Annotated in this window: 15 protein-coding genes; 13 read left to right on the top strand and 2 right to left on the bottom strand. The window is 65.4% G+C overall.

The window, feature by feature from the left end; translation table 11 throughout:
- Positions 1 to 107 precede the first annotated feature (107 nt).
- Positions 108 to 1,553: a xylulokinase gene (gene xylB / locus NLM15_RS15535; RefSeq protein ID WP_254117939.1), complete on the bottom strand. Its 1,446-nt coding sequence runs from the start codon at positions 1,551 to 1,553 to the stop codon at positions 108 to 110.
- A 13-nt stretch (positions 1,554 to 1,566) separates the two neighbouring features.
- Entirely contained in the window at positions 1,567 to 2,490 is a 924-nt protein-coding gene (locus tag NLM15_RS15530; RefSeq protein WP_254117938.1) for a LysR family transcriptional regulator, read from the bottom strand.
- A 108-nt stretch (positions 2,491 to 2,598) separates the two neighbouring features.
- Here NLM15_RS15530 and NLM15_RS15525 point away from each other — a divergent pair, with 108 nt between their 5' ends.
- The 13 genes from NLM15_RS15525 to NLM15_RS15465 all read left to right on the top strand — a co-directional run bounded on the left by NLM15_RS15525 (position 2,599) and on the right by NLM15_RS15465 (position 16,892).
- The gene (locus tag NLM15_RS15525) at positions 2,599 to 2,922 is read left to right on the top strand and encodes a Dabb family protein (RefSeq protein ID WP_254117937.1); all 324 of its coding nucleotides are present in this window, start codon (positions 2,599 to 2,601) and stop codon (positions 2,920 to 2,922) included.
- The gene (locus NLM15_RS15520; RefSeq protein ID WP_254117936.1) at positions 2,919 to 3,998 is read left to right on the top strand and encodes a maleylacetate reductase; all 1,080 of its coding nucleotides are present in this window, start codon (positions 2,919 to 2,921) and stop codon (positions 3,996 to 3,998) included. The genes NLM15_RS15525 and NLM15_RS15520 overlap by 4 nt, the downstream gene beginning before the upstream one ends.
- A 4-nt stretch (positions 3,999 to 4,002) precedes the next feature.
- Positions 4,003 to 5,376 (top strand): amidohydrolase family protein, encoded by a 1,374-nt coding sequence (locus NLM15_RS15515; protein ID WP_254117935.1) that lies wholly within the window; start codon positions 4,003 to 4,005, stop codon positions 5,374 to 5,376.
- Positions 5,377 to 5,396: 20 nt separating this feature from the next.
- The gene (locus tag NLM15_RS15510) at positions 5,397 to 6,299 is read left to right on the top strand and encodes an NAD(P)-dependent oxidoreductase (RefSeq protein WP_254117934.1); all 903 of its coding nucleotides are present in this window, start codon (positions 5,397 to 5,399) and stop codon (positions 6,297 to 6,299) included.
- Between the two features lie 15 nt (positions 6,300 to 6,314).
- Complete coding sequence (locus tag NLM15_RS15505; RefSeq protein ID WP_254117933.1) at positions 6,315 to 7,199, top strand: intradiol ring-cleavage dioxygenase; 885 nt, start codon at positions 6,315 to 6,317, stop codon at positions 7,197 to 7,199.
- Between the two features lie 58 nt (positions 7,200 to 7,257).
- Positions 7,258 to 8,652, top strand: a complete 1,395-nt coding sequence (locus tag NLM15_RS15500) for an FAD-linked oxidase C-terminal domain-containing protein (protein ID WP_254117932.1) — start codon at positions 7,258 to 7,260, stop codon at positions 8,650 to 8,652.
- Positions 8,649 to 10,175, top strand: coding sequence for a sugar ABC transporter ATP-binding protein (locus tag NLM15_RS15495; RefSeq protein WP_254117931.1), 1,527 nt, complete (start codon positions 8,649 to 8,651; stop codon positions 10,173 to 10,175). Before NLM15_RS15500 ends, NLM15_RS15495 begins: the two co-directional genes overlap by 4 nt.
- Positions 10,168 to 11,118, top strand: a complete 951-nt coding sequence (locus tag NLM15_RS15490; RefSeq protein ID WP_254117930.1) for an ABC transporter permease — start codon at positions 10,168 to 10,170, stop codon at positions 11,116 to 11,118. Before NLM15_RS15495 ends, NLM15_RS15490 begins: the two co-directional genes overlap by 8 nt.
- Positions 11,115 to 12,092, top strand: a complete 978-nt coding sequence (locus NLM15_RS15485; protein WP_254117929.1) for an ABC transporter permease — start codon at positions 11,115 to 11,117, stop codon at positions 12,090 to 12,092. The genes NLM15_RS15490 and NLM15_RS15485 overlap by 4 nt, the downstream gene beginning before the upstream one ends.
- Before the next feature lie 42 nt (positions 12,093 to 12,134).
- Positions 12,135 to 13,109, top strand: coding sequence for a sugar ABC transporter substrate-binding protein (locus tag NLM15_RS15480; RefSeq protein WP_254117928.1), 975 nt, complete (start codon positions 12,135 to 12,137; stop codon positions 13,107 to 13,109).
- 76 nt (positions 13,110 to 13,185) lie between these two features.
- Positions 13,186 to 13,473 (top strand): YciI family protein, encoded by a 288-nt coding sequence (locus NLM15_RS15475; protein ID WP_254117927.1) that lies wholly within the window; start codon positions 13,186 to 13,188, stop codon positions 13,471 to 13,473.
- Between the two features lie 437 nt (positions 13,474 to 13,910).
- A complete protein-coding gene (locus NLM15_RS15470; protein ID WP_254117926.1) occupies positions 13,911 to 15,650 on the top strand; it encodes a class I adenylate-forming enzyme family protein in 1,740 nt (579 codons plus the stop codon).
- Positions 15,651 to 15,683: 33 nt separating this feature from the next.
- Entirely contained in the window at positions 15,684 to 16,892 is a 1,209-nt protein-coding gene (locus NLM15_RS15465) for an ABC transporter substrate-binding protein (protein WP_254117925.1), read from the top strand.
- Positions 16,893 to 16,908 lie beyond the last annotated feature (16 nt).

Genomic DNA, 16,908 nt, shown 5'->3' with positions numbered 1-16,908 from the left:
TTTCCTACCCGCGTCTCAATCTTTTCGTCAGCGCGGTTCACGCATTAAACAAAAGGCCGCCGCACGGAGCAATAGCGAACACAGGGGAATGCGACATCGGGGCGACGCTAGTTGCGCGGCCGATACAGTTCACGCCACGCGGGAAGCCGTTCGGCATAAGCATCGACCAGTCCTGCGTCGGGTTCGAACGTCTCGATGCGCTGCGGCGGCGTGCACACGGCCGCGATCGCCTCACCGGTGACAGCAAGCCGCCCCAATCTCGCCGCACCGAACGCCGCGCCGGTTTCACCGCCGGCAAAGCGGTGGACCGGAACATTCAGCACGCTTGCCAGAACCGAGAGCCAGAACCGCGACCGCGAACCACCGCCGATGGCGTCGGCTTCCATGATCGCAATGCCGGCATCCGCGAGCGCGTCGCGGCAATCGGCAAGCGCGAAGGCGACGCCCTCCAGCACCGCCTGCACGATCGTCCCGCGATCGGTGCCATGGCTCAAGCCATCCAGCATGCCGCGCACGGCGGGGTCGTCGTGCGGCGTCCGCTCACCCGCCAGATAAGGCAGGAAGCTCACGGGCGACGGCGCCTGCGGGTGCAATCCAAGCGGCGCCAGCAATTCGGCCTCGGTGACGCCGAACAGGCGCGCGATCCAGGCCAGGCAGGAGGCCGCCGAGAGGATCGCGCCGGCCTGAATCCACATGGCGGGAATGGCGTGGCAGAAGGTATGCACCGCGCGGTCCGGGTTGGCGGCGATCCTGCTGGTCGGTGCCAGCAAGGCACCTGAGGTTCCCAGAGACACGAACGCGGTTCCCGGCCGGATCGCACCGATGCCGACCGCGCCCGCCGGATTGTCGCCGGCGCCGCCCGCGATGATCGGCGGCCTCGCCATGCCCCAGCGCCGCGCGAGCTCGGCACGCAGTGTCGTTGCGGGCGCGCATCCCTCGACCAGACGCGGCATGTGATCGCGCGACAGGCCGGTCGCCGCCAGTGCTGTGTCCGACCAGTCCCGGCGCGCAACGTCGAGCCAGAGCGACCCCGATGCATCCGAGACGTCCTCGATCGCCTCGCCACTCAGCACCAGCCGCAAATAGGCCTTTGGCAGCAGAACGAGCCGCGTCGCCGCAAAAATTTCAGGCTCGTGCGCCGCGATCCAGAGCAGCTTCGGCGCGGTGAATCCCGGCATCGCCTTGTTGCCTGAAATCGCACGCAAGGCGGGCCAGCGTCGTTCGAGGAGACGGCACTCGGCGGCCGAGCGCCCGTCGTTCCAGAGAATGCAAGGCCGCAACGGTCTCGAGCTCGCATCGAGCAGCGTGGCGCCATGCATCTGGCCGGACAGTCCAATGCCTTCGACTGCCGCCAGCTCGGCGGCATGTGTCGCCTTCAAGGCATCCAGCGTGGCGAAGGTTGCATCGATCCACTGCGCGGGATCCTGCTCGAAATAGCCTGATTGCGGCGAGGCGATCGCGAGCGGCCGGCTCTCGCTGGCAATCACGCGCTGGGCACCGTCGACGAGAACGGTCTTGACCGCCGAAGTGCCGAGATCGATGCCCAGATACATGGATGCTACTTGCTCACTTCGTCGCGTCCATCCAGATCCCCGGCTCCGAATGCTCGCGGATGTGGGTGACCAGGAAGTCGGAAAAGGCCCTGATCTTGGCGGGCAGCCCGGCGCGGTTCTGGTATGCGATGTTCATGGTGAGCAGTGGCAGCTCCCAATCCACCAGGACCGGAACAAGACGGCCCGCGGCGATGTCGCTTTGAACGATGTAGAGCGGCTGGATCAGGATGCCGAGGCCTGCCAGCGCCGCGCCACGGATGACCTGGCCGTCATTGCTGTCGAGCGTTGGCGTGATGCGGATCGTCTGCGCGCCGTGGCCCCTGCGCAGGCGCAGCGAGAAGGGATCGTTCGCGAGATTGTAGACCAGCATATTGTGGCGCGCGAGATCGGCGGGCTGCTCCGGCGCGCCGGCGCTTGCGAGATAGGAGGGCGCGGCCGCGAGCACGCGCCGCATCTGGCCGATGCGGCGGACCACGATGTTCGAATCCGGCTCCTGCTCGCGCGTCCGGATCGCCACGTCGATGCCGGCCTCGATGAAATCGGGATACCGGTTGGCGGTCGTGATCTGCATGTTGAGCTTCGGATAGCGCGCGCGGAAGGCCGGCAGCATCGGCGCCAGATAGATCACGGCAAAGGACAGCGAGCTCGTGACCCGCAGCGTGCCCTGCGGCGACAGCGCCCGATCGCTGACGATGTCCTCGGCTTCCGCCAGCTCGCTCAGCACCCGGCTGGAGCGCTCCAGCAGCTCCTGCCCCGCCTCGGTCAGCCACAGCCGGCGGGTGTTGCGCTCGATCAGCCTGACCGCAAGACGCTCCTCGAGCGCGCTGAGATGGCGGCTCGCCGCCGCATTCGACATGCGCAAGGCCTCGGCGGCTTTTGACAGGCTGCCGAGCTCGGCCGTCTTGGAGAACACCTCCAATTGCAGCAAACGATCCATTTTTCCACTTATAGAAAAAGAGACTTACAATTATTGGCCTTTATTTCCGTATCCCGCAAGTCAAAATGGCCAGAACACAAGCAAGATAGCAGGCGAGGAAATCAGGAAATGTCGGGCCCGATCAGGCACATCGTGATGTGGCGGCTGCGCGGGGAGACGCCCGCGGAGCGCTCCGCGGCCCGGGTGAAGGTCAAGACCCTGTTCGAGGGGCTGCGCGGCCGGATCGACGGCCTCACCCATATCGAAGTCGGTATGGACGTCAGCGATGTCGATTACGCCTGCGACGTCGTGCTGTTCTCCGAGTTCACCGACCACGCCGCGCTCGCGGCCTATGCCACCCACCCGGAGCATCTGCGCGTGCGCGAGGCGCTGGGTGACTTGCGGATCGGACGCTTCCAGGTCGATTATCCCATCAAAGAGACCGGCGCATGATCGGTTCGTTCACCTTTGAAAACCTGCCCTGCCGCGTCGTGTTCGGCAGCGGAACGCTTGGCTCGGCCAGGGCCGAGGTCGAGCGGCTCGGCGGCAAGCGCGCGCTGGTGCTGACGACGCCGCAGCAGGAGGCGCAAGGCAAGAGCCTGGGGGCTGCGCTCGGCTCCCTCTATGCCGGCATCTTTCCCGGCGCGACCATGCATACGCCGGTCGACGTTACGGAGCGCGCGCTCACCGCGATGAAAGCGTGCGAGGCCGACTGCGTCGTCTCGCTCGGCGGCGGCTCGACCACCGGCCTCGGCAAGGCGCTGGCCTTGCGCACCGGCGTCAACCAGCTCTGCATCCCCACCACCTATGCCGGCTCGGAGATGACGCCGATCGTCGGCCAGACCGAGAACGGCCTCAAGACCACGGTGCGCGACGCGGCCGTGCTGCCGGAGACCGTGATCTACGATGTCGACCTCACGCTGACGCTGCCGGCGAGCTTAGCTGCAACATCCGGCATCAATGCGATCGCGCATGCGGTCGAGGCGCTCTACGCACGCGACACCAATCCCGTGACCTCGCTGATGGCGGAAGAAGGCATTCGGGCGCTGGCTCGCGCCCTGCCCGCCATCGCGGCGAAAAGCGACGACCGCGAGGCCCGCACCGAAGCGCTCTACGGCGCCTGGCTGTGCGGCGTCTGCCTTGGGACCGTCGGCATGGCGCTGCATCACAAGCTCTGCCACACGCTCGGCGGCACCTTCGACCTGCCGCATGCGGAGACCCACACTATCGTGCTGCCGCATGCACTGGCCTACAACGCGCCGGCGGTGCCCGAGGCAATGACACGCATCTCGCGCGCGATCGGTGCGGCCGATGCATCGCAGGGGCTCTACGACCTCGCCAAGCGGCTGGGCGCGAAGCTGGCGTTGCGCGACATCGGAATGCCCGAGAGCGGCATCGACAAGGCGGCCGATCTCGCCGTCACCAACGCCTACTGGAATCCGCGGCCACTCGAGCGCGGCGCCATCCGCGACCTCATCGCACGCGCCTGGGCCGGCGAGCCGCCTGTAACCATCAAAGCGGCGGCGTGAAGCGATGCGGCGCACGCTGATCAAATCAGCCACCGTCATCAGCATGGATGACGCGATCGGCGATCTCCGCACCGGCGATGTGCTGGTCGAGGGCAGCCGCATCGTCGATGTGCGTCCATCGATCGACCTCGGCAGCGGTGCGGCCGAGACCGAGATCGTCGACGGCAAAGGCCGGATCGTCATCCCCGGCCTGATCAACGCGCACATGCACACATGGCAGACGGGTTTGCGCGGCTATGCCGCGAACTGGACGCTGCTCGAATATTTCCGCCGCATGCATGCCGGTCTCGCGACCGCGTTCCGGCCTGACGACATCCACATCGCGACGCTGGTCGGTGCGCTGAACCAGATCAATTGCGGCACCACCACCCTCGTCGACTGGTGCCACAACAACCCGACGCCCGATCATACCGACGCTGCCGTGCGCGGCCTGATCGAAAGCGGCATCCGCGCCGCGTTCTTCCATGGTTCGCCGAAGCCTGAGCCCAAACCGGGCGAGCCGCACTTCTCGGAAGTGCCGCATCCGCGCCGCGAGGTCGAGCGGCTGCTCGCAGGCCCCCTCGCCGACCGCGAGGGTCTCGTCACGCTCGGGCTCGCCATTCTCGGCCCGCATTATTCGACGCTCGACGTCGCCATGCAGGATTTCCGGCTGGCGCATGAGTTCGACCTGATCGCATCGATGCATCAGGGCGGCGGTCCGGCCAAGACGCCCGGCGGCTGGGACAAGCTGGTCGAGGCCGGTCTCGTCGGTCCCGGCATCAACATCGTCCACGGCAACGATCTGCCGGACGATCTTCTGGACCGGATGGTCGATCTCGGCGTGTCGTTCTCGGTGACGCCTGAGAACGAGATGATCCAGGGCCATGGCTTTCCGATCACCGGAAGGCTGTTGAAACGTGGCGTGCGACCTACGATCGGGATCGATCTCGAATCCATTCTGGCCGGCGACCTGTTTTCCGCCGCCCGCGTCGCGCTGTCGATGCAGCGGGCGCTCGACAATGCGGAGAGCCGCAAGGCCAGCGGCACCATTCCGGCGACGACCACGATCCCGGTGCGCGAGGCGCTGCGCTGGATCACGACCGAAGGCGCCCGCATGCTTGGCCGCGAGCACCAGATCGGGTCGCTGACGCCCGGAAAACTCGCCGACCTCGTCGTCATCAACGCCTCCGACCTCAACCTCTTTCCGGTGCACGATCCCGTCGCCACCGTGGTGATGCAGACGAGCCTCGCCAACATCGAGGCCGTCATGATCGGCGGCGCCTGGAAGAAACGGAACGGCCAGCTGTCGGTCGAGGGGCTGGAGACGAAGAAAGAACTGCTGGCGCAATCCGGCCGGCGACTGGTGCAGGACATCGAACGACAGGGACACCGCGCCTGAGCGTCCCAGGGACAAGACCAATGACAGACACTTCAAAAAACGTCGCTTTCATCGGCATCGGCAAGATGGGCCTGCCGATGTCGGCGCTTGTCGCCAAGGCCGGCTATGCCGTCACCGCATTCGACCAGAGTGCAGCGCGGATCAGCGAGGCGCGTGCGCAAGGCATTTCGATTGCCGCCTCGCCGCCCGAAGCCGTAAGCGGCAAGGCCACCGTCATCACATCCCTGCCCGATGACGCTGCCTTGCGTGGCGCGTTGCTGGGCCCCGCCGGACTGATTGTCGCGATGGCGCCCGGAGCCGTCCTGATCGAAACCAGCACCGTGAGCGTCGAGGCCTCCACCGAAGTTGCAGCCACGGCACAAGCCCGCGGCATTGCCTATCTGCGCTCGCCGGTCTCCGGCAATGCCAGCATCGTTCACACGGGCGCGCTGACCTGCTTCGTCTCGGGGCCGAAGGACGCCGTCGACAACGCAAAACCGCTGTTCGCGGCCTTCACCCGCGCCCAGACCTATCTCGGACCCGCCGAGGAAGCGCGCTACGCAAAGCTCTCGGTCAACCTGATGATCGCGGTGTCGGCGGCGATGATGGCCGAGAGCCTGGCGCTGGCACGCAAGGGCGGCATCGCCTGGCAGGACATTCTGAAGGTGCTGGACGAAAGCGCGGTGGCCTCGCCGATGGTGAAGTACAAGACCGCGCCGCTGCGCAACCGTGATTTCGAGTCCACCTTCTCCTGCAAGCAGATGGCCAAGGACCTCGATCTCATCCTTGGCGCCGGTCATGCCGTCGGCGTGCCGCTTCAGCTCGCCGCGCAAGTGCGTGAGACCTATGGCTCGCTGGTCGCGCAGGGCGATGGCGACACCGACTTCATCGCGACCGTCAAGCATCTCGAACGGCTGTCCGGCCTCGGCGAGCCGAAAGTCTGATCAACGGGGACACCCATGCGCAACTTCAACGAAAACACCATCACGGATGCGGTGCTGGAGCGGATCGCGGACGCAACCGATCCGCGGATCAAGCAGGTCAGCGAGGCGCTGGTCCGGCACCTCCATGCTTTCGTCCGCGAGATCCGGCCGACCCAGAAGGAATGGGAATACGGCATCGACTTCCTGACCCGCACCGGCCACATGTGCGACGACAAGCGCCAGGAATTCATCCTGCTGTCGGACACGCTCGGCGTCTCCATGCTGGTTGATGCGATCAACCATCCGGTGCCGGAAGGCGCGACCGAGACCACCGTGCTCGGCCCGTTCTTCGTCCAGGCCGCGCCGGAGAAGGACAGCGGCGCCGATATCTCCGGCCCGATGGAGGGCGACCCGATGCTGGTCACCGGCTCGGTCTCGACGGTGGATGGACAACCGCTGGCGGGCGCCATTGTCGACGTCTGGCACTCCGACGATGACGGCTATTACGACGTGCAGCAGCTCGACGACATCGGCGATCTCGCGATGCGCGCGCGCTTTCACACCGACGCCAACGGCCGCTTCCATTTCTGGTCGATCAAGCCGGCGGCCTATCCGATCCCGCATGACGGGCCGGTCGGCGAAATGCTGGAGGTGCAGGGCCGCCATCCCTGGCGCCCCGCGCACGTGCATTTCATGATCTCGGCGCCCGGCTTCGAGCAACTGGTGACCCACGTGTTCGTTGCCGGCGACAAATACCTCGACTCCGACGTGGTGTTCGGCGTCAAGGACAGCCTGATCCGCGAGTTCGCCCACCATCCCGCCGGCCGTGCGCCGGATGGTCGCATGGTGGAGCGCGACTATTTTCATCTCAACTATGATTTCGGCCTGAAGCAGGTCGCGAGCAACGCAAGAGCCGCCTAGACTGGGTGGCCGCGGACCAACAAGAGTCCGGCAACAGGGAGCAGACGGGAGCTTAAGGATGGGACCGCGGGTCAGCACGAGCATCTTGGCCGATCGCCTCACCGGCATGATCGGCCCGCGCGCGAGCGTTGCGCGCGGCGTGCTCGATCAGCACGGGCAGAGCGAATCGCATTATCAGAGCCTGCCGCCCGATATCGTCGTCTTCCCCGAGACGACGCAGGAGGTCGCGGAGATCGTCAAGCTCTGCGCGAGCGCGGGCATGCCGATCGTGCCGTTCGGCGCCGGCACCTCGCTCGAAGGCAATGCGGCCGCGGTCGCCGGCGGCGTCTGCTTCGACTTCGCGCGCATGAACAAGGTGCTGACGGTGCACGACAGCGACATGGATGTCGTGGTGCAGCCCGGCATCACGCGAAAACAACTGAACGCAGAGCTTCGTAACACCGGCCTGTTCTTCCCGATCGATCCCGGCGCGGACGCCTCGATCGGCGGCATGACGTCCACGCGGGCCTCCGGCACCATGGCGGTGCGCTACGGCACCATGAAGGACAACGTCATGGCGCTCGAGGTCGTGCTGGCCGACGGCCGCATCATCCGCACCGCCAAACGCGCGCGGAAGTCAGCCGCGGGCTATGATCTAACCCGCATGTTCGTCGGCGCGGAAGGCACGCTCGGCATCATCACCGAGATCACGCTGAAGGTGCACCCGGTGCCGCAGGCGATCTCGGCCGCGGTCTGCAGCTTCGACACCCTGCATAATGCCGTGGACACCGCGATCTCCGTGATCCAGTCCGCGATCCCCGTGGCGCGCATCGAGCTGCTCGACGACGTCATGATGCGCGGCATCAACGCCTACGCCAAGCTCGGCTATCGCGAAGCCCCCACCCTGTTCTTCGAATTCCACGGTTCCGAGACGTCAGTTGCCGAGCAGGCCGAAGCCGCGCAGGCGATCGCCGCCGACCATGGCGGCCATGGCTTTGCCTGGGCGAAAGCACCGGAGGACCGCAGCCGGCTCTGGCACGCCCGCGACAACACACTTTATGCGGGCCTGGGCCTCCGGCCCGGCGCACGCGCCGTGATCACCGATGTCTGCGTGCCGATCTCGCGGCTGGCGGAATGCCTGACCGAGACGCGGCGCGATGCGGACGAGCACGGTTTTACTGCGCCCATCGTCGGCCATGTCGGCGACGGCAATTTCCACATGCTGATCCTGATCGACCCGGCAAGGCCGGACGAAGCCGAAGGCGCCAAAGCGCTGCAGGCCCGCATGGTCGCCCGCGCCATCGCCATGGACGGCACCTGCACCGGCGAGCACGGCATCGGGCTCGGCAAGATCGGCTATCTCACCGACGAGCTCGGCGAGGCCGTTGATGTGATGAGATCCATCAAGACCGCACTCGACCCGAATGGTCTGATGAACCCCGGAAAGATCTTTGCGAGCGGAGCGCGCGCATGAGCAACGCCGCATTGGCCATTCAGCCCTCCGAGCCCACGCCGCTGCTGGAACTGCGCGGCATCAGCAAGGAGTTTCCCGGCGTCAAGGCGCTGGATGACGTGTCCTTCGCGGTCTATCCGGGCGAAGTTCATATGCTGCTCGGTGAAAACGGCGCCGGCAAGTCGAGCCTGATGAAGGTGCTTTGCGGCGCCTACCGCGCCGATGCCGGCGAGTTCTATTACAAGGGCGACAAGGTCGCGATCTCTTCGACCGCGGATGCGCAGAAGCTCGGCATTGCCGTGATCTTCCAGGAATTCTCGCTGGTCCCCTATCTCGATATCGCCCAGAACATCTTCCTTGGCCGCGAGCCGAAGGGCCGCATTCCCGGCACCCTCGACCGCCGCAAGATTCTGGCCGATGCGAAGCGCGTGCTTGATACGATCGGATTCGACATCGATCCCTCCACCACCGTCGACAAGCTCGGTGTCGCACAGCAGCAGATGGTCGAGATCGCCAAGGCGATCAGCCAGAACGCCCGAATCCTCGTGATGGACGAACCGACAGCCGCGCTGTCGGACCGAGAGACTGAGCTGCTGTTTGCGCTGATCGCGCGGCTGAAGGCCGACGGCGTGTCCATCGTCTACATTTCCCACCGAATGGCCGAAGTGTTCGCGCTCGGCGACCGCATCACGGTGCTGCGCGACGGGCGGCGCATCGACGGCGTGCGCCCTGCCGACGTCACGCCGGACCAGCTCGTCCGCATGATGGTCGGCCGCAACGTCGACATGACCTATCCGCGCACTTTTGCCGACAAGCCCGGCGAGCTGCTGCTTGAGGTCAAGGGCCTGAGCGCGTCCACCGGCATCTCCGACATCAATATCGAGGTGCGCCGGGGCGAGATCGTCGGCTTGTGCGGTCTGGTCGGCTCCGGCCGCAGCGAGGTCGCCCGCGCCATCTTCGGCGCCGATCCCGTCAGCTCCGGCGAGATCATCTTCGACGGCAAGAGCATGTCCGGCGAGCCCGACCTCGCCGCCCGCCGCGGCATCGCGCTGATCCCGGAGAGCCGCAAGAGCGAAGGTCTCGCGCTGCTGCGCTCGGTGAGCGACAATCTCGTGGTGTCGGCGCTGCGCAAACTGTTCCCAAGCGGCCTGTTCGACCAGCGCGGCGCGCAACGCACCTCCGACGGCCTGATCCGGCAGCTGCGCATTGCCACACCAAGTGCACGCCAGACCGTCGGCCTGCTCTCGGGCGGCAATCAGCAGAAGGTCGTCATCGGCAAGTGGCTGGCGGCCGGCTCAAAGCTCTTCATCTTCGACGAGCCGACGCGGGGCATCGACATCGGCGCCAAATCGGAGATCTTTGCCCTGATCGACCGTCTCGTCGCGGAAGGCGCGGCGGCGCTGATGATCTCGTCCGAGCAGGTCGAGATCTGCCACGTCTGCGACCGCGCCTATGTGATGCGCGAGGGCCGCATCGCCGGACACCTGACCCGCAACGAGCTGACCGAGGAGAACATCGTGCGACTGGGGATGCATCATGCGTGAAGCCGCGGTCGTCTCAGAGCCCAATCCGCTGCAACGCATTCCCGGCGTTGCCATCGTGCTGGTGCTGCTGATCGCGCTGTTCAGCGCGATCGCGCCCGGCTTCCTGTCGGTTGCCAACCTCTCCAACGTGCTGGTGCAGTCGACCATCCTGACCATGCTCGCGCTGCCGATGACCCTGATCATCATGACCGAGGGGCTGGACCTGTCGATGGGCGCGGTGCTGACGCTGACCTCGCTCTGCGTCGCCATCGTGTCGCTCGCGACCAAGTCGATGCTGCTGGGGCTCGGCGCCGGCCTGCTGGTCGGCGCAGCCTTCGGCGTCGCCAATGGCTGGCTGGTCGCGATCCTGGGCATCCCGCCCTTCGTCGCGACACTCGGCACGCTCGGCATGGCGCAGGGCCTGTCGCTGATCGTCAGCGACGGCCAGAGCGTGGTCGGTATCCCCCACAGCGTGCGCGACATCTACTCGGCGACGCTTCTGGGCGTGCCGGTTCCGATCGTGATGGCGCTCGTAACTTACGCGGCCTTCCACGGCCTGCTCTACCACACCCGCTTCGGCACCTACATCTTCGCGCTCGGTGGCAACCGTGAGGCGCTGCGCTATGCCGGTCTTTCGCCGAACCGACTGCTGATCGCGGTCTACGCGATCGGGGGCGCCATGGCCGGCATTGCGGGCCTGCTGATGACCGCCCGCATGAATTCCGGTCATCCCACCGCAGGCCTCGGGCTCGAGTTCGATGCCATCGCGGCTGTCGCCGTCGGCGGCACCTCGTTCGAGCGCGGTAATGGCTGGCTGCTCGGTACCCTGCTCGGCGTGATCGCCGTCGGCGTGTTGCGCAATGGGCTCAACCTGATCTCGATGCCCTCTTCGGTGCAGGTCGCAAGCGTCGGCGTCCTCGTCATCGTTGCCCTGTTCCTCGACGGCCTCAGGAGCCGCGCATGACCGACATCTCCAAAGAGGCGATGATGCCGCCCCGCTCGTTCCTGTCGCAGGATGCCGTCCAGGTGTTCTATCGCCTGCTCGCGGCGCTGCTGATCTGCGCCGTGCTCGCCGTGCTCAGCGATTCCTTCCTGAGCCTCGGCAACATCCTCAATGTGCTGAGACAAGCAAGCCTGACCTTCTTCATCGCCTCCGGCCTGACGCTGGTGGTGCTGACCGCGGGCCTCGACCTTTCCATCGGCGCCAATGTCGCGCTGTCGGCCTGCATCGCCGGCACCGTGATCCACAAGACGGGATCGCCGGCGCTCGGCATCCTCACCGGGCTTGCCTGCGGCGGCCTCGTCGGCCTCCTCAACGGCATCATGGTCACCGCGCTGCGCATCCCCTCCTTCATCGCCACCTACGGCATGCTCTGGGTGCTGAACGGCCTCACCTATTGGTACATGGCGGGCGAGACGCTGCACGGCTTCCCGGCAGGCTTCCGCCAGATCGGCAGCGGCTATCTGTTCGGGCTGCCCATCCCGGTCTATCTGCTGCTGGTGTTCCTCGGGATCGGGACGTTGTTTGCGCAGCGAACGATCTGGGGCCAGGAGATCTATGCGATCGGCGCCAATCCGGTCGCGGCCCGACTCTCCGGCATTCCGGTCGCGCGGCGCCTGCTGCTGGTCTACGCGGTATCAGGCACCATGGCGGGCCTTGCCTCGATCATCTTCCTGTCGCGGCTCAATTCGGCCGAGGCCGACATCGGCGAAAGCCTGACACTGCCCGCGATCGCGGCCGTGCTGATCGGCGGCACCTCGCTGTTCGGCGGTGTCGGCACCGTGTTCGGCACCTTCATCGGCGCGCTGATCCTGACGCTGGTGCTGAACGGCATGAACCTCTTGTCGGTCAGCGCCAACTGGCAGCCGCTCGTCACCGGCATCATCGTCATTCTCGCGGTCTGGCTCGACATGAAGACCCGCCGCCGCGCGCAATGAGTTTCTAGAGTTCCAACAAGCAAAATGAGGGATGGAGGCAACATGACACGGAAACTGGGCTATCTGGCGCTGCCGCTGCTGATGGCGGCTACGCTCACCACGGAGGCGCGCGCCGACGGCGAAACCATCGCCGTCTTCACCAAAAACCAGACCAACCCGTTCTTCCAGACGGTGCGGGTCGGCGCCGACAACATGGCGAAGACGCTGAACGCGAAGACGCTTCAGTACATCCCGACCAAGCCGGACTCGATCCCCGAGCAGCTCAGCCAGATCGAGGATGTCGTGGTGAAGAAGCCGAGCGCCATCGTGTTCACGCCGGTGGACTACAAGGCGATGGTGCCCGGTGTCGAGAAGATCAACGAAGCCAAGATCCCGGTCGTCAACATCACCGACCGCTCGGCGGGCGGCAAATTCCTCTCCTTCGTCGGCGCCGACGACTACAGCCTCGGGCTCGAGACGGCGCGCTTCCTGCTCAAGACGCTGGGCGGCAAGGGCAACATCGTCATCATCGAGGGCGTCAAGGGTTCGCTGACCAATGTCGACCGCGTCCGCGGCTTCAACGACGCGCTGAAGGAAACGCCCGGCGCAAAACTGCTGGCCTCGCAGCCCGGCAACTACCAGCGGCTGCAGGCGCTCCAGGTGATGGAAAACCTGATGCAGTCGAATTCGCAGATCGACGGCGTGCTCGCCGCCAACGACGCCATGGCAGTCGGCGCAATCGAGGCACTCGACGGCGCCAACCGCAAGGCCCAGGTGATCGGCATCAACGGCACCAAGGAGGCGATCGACGCGATCAAGTCCGGCAAGCTGCTCGCAAGCGGCGACTACAACGGATTTGCGCAGGGATGCCTCGGCACCATGATGGCGATCCGCTCCCTGCGCAACCAGCCGGTCATCAACGAGATCGTGCTGAAACCGACCGTCATCACCAAGGACAATTACCAGCCGTTCGACGTGCCGCTGGAACAGCGGACCTGCCCGACCTTCGAGGACGCCGGCAAGCTCGGCGCCAAGTAAGTCGGCCGATCACGACATATCCGGACGGCCGCGCTCGCGGCCGTCCCAAGAACCGAACCAAGAAAACGGAGACACCATGCTGTTCGCCATTCACGCCCTCGACCGCAGCGGCGCGTTGCCGACGCGGCTCGCCAACTACGACGCTCACAAGGCTTTCCTGAGCGACACCTCGCGCTTCGGCGTCAAGATCGTGATGTCGGGGCCGCTCGTCTCCGACGACGGCGAGAGCATGATCGGCAGCCTGTTCCTGATCGAGGCTCCCGGCCGCACCGAAGTCGAAGCCTTCAACCGCGCCGATCCGTTTGCGGCGGCCGGCATCTGGGAGAAAGTCACGATAACAGGTTTCTTGCGCCGCCAGGGCTGATTGGTCGGAAAAGAGCTGAGCGCTCAAAACAAGAAGCTCGAAAACAACCCCATGCACAGTAGAGATGGCGTTGTTTTGACTTACGAATTTTCACGGGCAAACGGATTTGACCCGTCGGGCCAAACACGGGGATAATGGCATCGTCGCAGGATGGCCGTCCTGCGCGTCTCGATCCAGACCTGATGCAATCCAAACGCACCGCGGCTGACCGCGACGGCCCGCTTTCGCGTCGACCAGCCGCCGGCTGCATATCACCCCTCCCGCTTTGGTGAGGGCTCGCCAGCAAGTCAGCGCAAGTCAGACTCTTCCGCATCACCCAAGCTCTTGACGCGCGTCGAGGATTGCGTCGCGCCAACAACGCTCGGTGCTCGACAAGCCGTGTTCAGCGGAGGGAAGCGCATGCCGTCACTCGTGGCCTCGCCTCGCAGATTGCTCTCATGACAAGCGAGCGACGCGAATGGCCGGCGGTCTCGCTCGACGAAACCTATCGCATCCTCACCTCTCCCGGCGCACCGTTCGAGATGGAGACGATCACCGTCGCGGGGCGCCCCATCCGCGCCTACAAGAAGGCCCACCGCGATCTCCGTGCGATCTTCGAGGCCAGCAAGGCGTGGGGCGACCGCACCTTCATCGCCTTCGAGGACGAACGTCTCACCTTTGCCGAACATTATCGCGCGGCATCCGCGCTGGCGTGGCGGCTTGCCGATGATTTCGACGTGAAGAAGGGCGACCGCGTGGCCATCGCCATGCGGAACTTCCCGGAATGGCCGATCGCATTCTGGGCAGCGACGATCATCGGCGCGATCGCAGTGCCGCTCAATGCCTGGGGAACCGGGGACGATCTCGCTTATGGTCTGCGCGATTCCGGCGCGAACGTGGCCATCGTTGACGGCGAGCGGCTGGCACGCCTCAAATCGCTCACGGCCGATCACGCTGCCGCTCTGATCGCGGTGCGAGCTGCGCCCGAGGCCCGGGGCGAAACGACCGCGCTGGAGGATCTGATCGGGCCGCCGTCGCGATACGGCGCCCTGCTCGACCGCGCGCCGCCCGATCGGAACGTCCATCCCGACGACGACGCGACCATCCTGTACACGTCGGGCACCACAGGTCGCTCCAAGGGCGCGCTGGGCACGCATCGCAACATCATGTGCAACCTCGTGAACATCGCGTTTTCGGGCGCGCGTGCGGCGATCCGGCGCGGCGATCCCCTGCCCGCGCCGCCGAACGTGCAGAAAGCGGTGTTGCTTCCGGTCCCGTTCTTCCATGTCACGGGATGCCACTCGATCATGATCCCGGCGCTGGCGAACGGCTCCAAGATCGTGCTGATGTACAAGTGGAACGCGGAAGCGGCGCTTGAGCTGATCGAGCGCGAGCGCATCAACGGCATGTCCGGCGTACCGTCGATGACGTGGCAGTTGCTGGAATCGCCGGATTTCGAACGGCGCGACGTGTCGAGCCTCGAAGGTCTCTCCTACGGCGGCGCCGCCGCATCGCCGGAGTTGACCCGCAAGGTCGCAGCGCTGTTCCCCGGCAAGTTCGGCGGCACCGGCTATGGCGCCACCGAGACCTCCTCGGTCTCGACGTCGAACGGGGCGGAGGACTATCTCGCGCACCCGGATTCCGTCGGGCCCGCCGTTCCCGGATGCGACCTGCGCGTCATCGACGACGCCGGAAACGTTCTGCCCGTGGGCGCCGTCGGCGAGCTCGAAATCTACGGCGGCAACGTCGTGAAGGGCTATTGGAACAATCCGCAGGCGACCACAGCCGCGTTCCGCGACGGCTGGTACCGCACCGGCGACATCGTCCGGATGGACGCGGAAGGTTTCGTCTATCTGCTCGACCGCGCCAAGGACATGCTGATCCGCGGTGGCGAGAACGTCTATTGCGTCGAGATCGAGGACGCCCTGCTCGCGCACCCCGACATTTTCGAGGCCGCCATCGTCGGCATCCCCGATCGCGTGCTCGGCGAGCTCGTCGGCGCCGTCGTGCGCGCCAAGGCCGGATCACGTCTGACTGCGGACCAGGTGATCGAGCACCTGCGCCCGAGGCTCGCCGCCTTCAAGCTGCCCGTCCATGTCGACATCCGCACCGAGGAGCTGCCGCGCACGGCGAGCGGCAAGATCGTCAAGCGGCAGCTCCGCGAAGAACTCGCCGCAAGGGCAAGTGCACCCGGATGAGGGTGAATAACAAAACACGATCGGGAGGATGAAATGAAGAGATTGTTGTCGGCGATGGCGGTCTTATCCGCCGGGCTCCTCTTCGTCACAGGCGCGAATGCCGCCGAGAAGAAATACGACGAAGGCGCCTCGGATACCGAGGTGAAGCTCGGCCAGACCATGCCCTATAGCGGCCCGCTGTCGGTCCACGGCATCCAGGGCCGCACTGAGGTCGCCTATTTCAAGATGCTCAACGAGGAGAAAGGCGGCATCAACGGCCGCAAGATCAATCTGATCTCGCTCGACGATGCCTTCTCGCCGCCCAAGACCGTCGAACAGACCCGCAAGCTGGTCGAGAGCGACGGCGTACTCGCACTGTTCGGCTCGTCCGGGACCGCAGCGCAGTCCTCCGTGCAGAAATATCTCAACAGCAAGGGCGTTCCGCAGCTGCTGGTCTCGACCGGCGCCAACAAGTGGAACCAGCCGAAGGCGTTCAAATGGTCGACGCCGGCATTCCATCTCTACGGCACCGAGGGCGAGATCCTCGCAAAGTACCTGCTGTCGGTGAAGCCGGACGCGAAGGTAGCGATCCTCATGCAGAACGACGATTTCGGCCGCGACTACGTCTCCGGCTTCAAGAAGGGGCTCGGCGACAAGGCTTCGACCATGATCGTCAAAGAGGTCACCTACGAGCTGACCGATCCCACGATGGACTCGCAGGTCGCACAGCTCAAATCGTCAGGCGCCGACGTGTTCTTCAACGTCTCGCTCGGCAAGGCCGCCTCGCAGTCGATGAAGAAGGCCTTCGAGCTCGACTGGAAGCCGCTGCAGCTCGTCGTCAGCCCGTCGGTCGGCCGGCAATTCCTTGAGGCCGCAGGCTTCGATTCCGTCACCGGTATCATCGCGGCAACGCCCTACAAGCAGGTGTCGAGCCCGAAATGGGCGGAGGATCCTGATGTCGTGGCTTATCAGGCCTTCATGAAGAAGTATCTTCCCAACGAAGACCCCAAGAACGAGATCGGTTTTGCCGTCTATTCCTTCGCCTACATCATGGGGAAAATCATCGAGGCCTGCGGGGACAATCTGACGCGCGAGAACCTGCTGTACCAGGCGACGCATCTGAACAACGTCCCGGCGCCTTCACTGCTGCCGGGCACCACCTACAGCACGACGCCGGACAATTATGTCCCGTTCAAGCGGCTGGTGGTGCAGAAGTTCGACGGCAATGACTGGGTCCAGGTCACGGCTGTCACGGTCGAGTAGATCGGGATCGGCGCGC

Source organism: Bradyrhizobium sp. CCGB20 (assembly GCF_024199855.1).
Lineage (GTDB): Bacteria > Pseudomonadota > Alphaproteobacteria > Rhizobiales > Xanthobacteraceae > Bradyrhizobium.
This window is presented reverse-complemented; position numbering and strand designations above follow the sequence as displayed.